The 1,627-nt window shown below is 62.4% G+C and carries 1 protein-coding gene and 1 pseudogene; both read right to left on the reverse strand.

All coding sequences use genetic code 11. The features are described 5' to 3' along the window. Positions 1-28: 28 nt before the first annotated feature. Positions 29-760, reverse strand: a complete 732-nt coding sequence (gene radC / locus NW819_RS13415) for a RadC family protein (RefSeq protein WP_414329627.1) — start codon at positions 758-760, stop codon at positions 29-31. Positions 761-767: 7 nt separating this feature from the next. Beyond that, positions 768-1,627 (reverse strand): annotated as a pseudogene (locus NW819_RS13420) (dolichyl-phosphate-mannose--protein mannosyltransferase); the annotation flags it as partial.

Below are 1,627 nucleotides of genomic sequence, written 5' to 3' on the forward strand. Positions count from 1 at the left end.
CCCCTCTCCCTCTGGGAGAGGGTGAGGCTTACTCCGGCTGGGGAAACTCCTGCCAAAGGGTGGTGCGTTGGCGCAAGCTGAGGAACTGTCCGCCGCCCAAGATGAGGTGGTCCAAAACCGGGATCTGCAGCAGCTGCCCCGCCTGCAAGAGTTGCCGGGTAAGGGCAAGATCTTCTGGGCTGGGATCCAAGCTGCCGGAAGGGTGGTTGTGGGCCACCAGGATGCGGCTGGCTCCTTGCTTGATGGCGCTGCGGAAGGTTTCCCGCGGATGGGTGAGGGTTTCGGTGGCTGTCCCCCGGGTTACGATCTGCTGGCCAATGAGGCGGTGCTTGATATCTAGGTGCAAAACGGCAAAATGCTCCTGGGTCTCCCACATCAGGTCGCCGCTCAGGGCCATGGCTGCCTGTTCCGGCGACTCGATCACCGTGCGTTCTGGCGGGCGACCCAAAAACACCCGTCGCCCCAGCTCGATGGCGGCCAACACCGTTGCTGCCTTGGCCGGGCCAATGCCTTCAATTTGCAGCAGCTCCCCTGCCTCCACCTGGCGCAGTTGGGCCAAGGGATCCCCTTGGGCTTCCAATTTTTTCAGGAGCAACTGGGCGAGGCCGACTGCCGAGAGCTTGCCTGGCCCCTGGCCAGTGTTGAGCAAGATGGCCAGCAGCTCGGCGTGGGAGAGGTGCCTTGCCCCTTGGCTGAGCAGCCGCTCGCGGGGACGATCTTGGGCAGGAATATCGCTGATGCGCAGCACGTACTGGCTCATCTGGGGCCTAGGGAGGAGAAGAGGTTTTTTTCAACAGCCAAAAGGGACTGCGGCGCTCGACGACCCGCCAAGATCCCAGAATGGCTGCCTGTTCGCCCTCGGGAGCTGTAAGTTCAGCTACAAAGGGATCCCAGGTAACCAGGTAGTCGGGCGCCTGCCCCTGGGCTTGCCAGTCGGCCAGCTCTTCTGGGCTGGCGGCGTAGGGAACCTGCAGCGGGCCATAAAAATAGGGTACAAAAGAGCGAAAGCCGTACAGGCCCACCGTTCCAGAGAGAGCCGGCTGGGCGTTGTTTTCGGAAGTGGCAAACTGCCGGAAAAAGTGGACGGCTCCCCCCTGGGTGTGTTGCAGCAGGCGGGGGAAGACCCAGCACCAGGCCAGTTGGGCGCTCAGTCCCGTGGCCAAGAGCAAAACTGTCCAGCCCCAAGCCCGCCGCCGTCCTCGACTCCAAAGGAGAATTCCCAGCAGCAGGATCGCGGCGGGGACGTAGGTCAACACCGGCCACTCCACCTCAGCCTGCAGGTATCCCAGCACCAAGCTGCTGGAAGAGTCGTCAGGGATGCCGGCAAAGACCCATGCTTGGACTAGCCCAGCGGGGTCCTGGGATCCCAGCCAGGGCAGCAACAGCCACAGGGCCAGCCAAAACAAGCCACTGAGCAGGATCCAGGCACTTTCCCAAAAACTGGGCCCTCTTTTCTCAGCAACCAGGCGCTGCAAGCGCAGGGCAGCAAAGTAGGCCCCAATGGGGTACAGCAGCGAGGTGTAGTGAACCAGCTTGGTTTGCACCAGCAGCGAAAACAGGGCCAGCACCACCCCAAAAGCCACCAACAGCAGAGATTCTGCCCGCCGAGTCAAATCCACCGAGCCCA

The organism is Synechococcus sp. R8-2 (assembly GCF_047461715.1).
Lineage (GTDB): Bacteria > Cyanobacteriota > Cyanobacteriia > Thermostichales > Thermostichaceae > Thermostichus.

Coding starts and splice junctions, on each gene's coding strand:
- radC (WP_414329627.1), bottom strand. CDS start 760: ATGAGCCAGTACGTGCTGCGCATCAGCGATATTCCTGCCCAAGATCGT.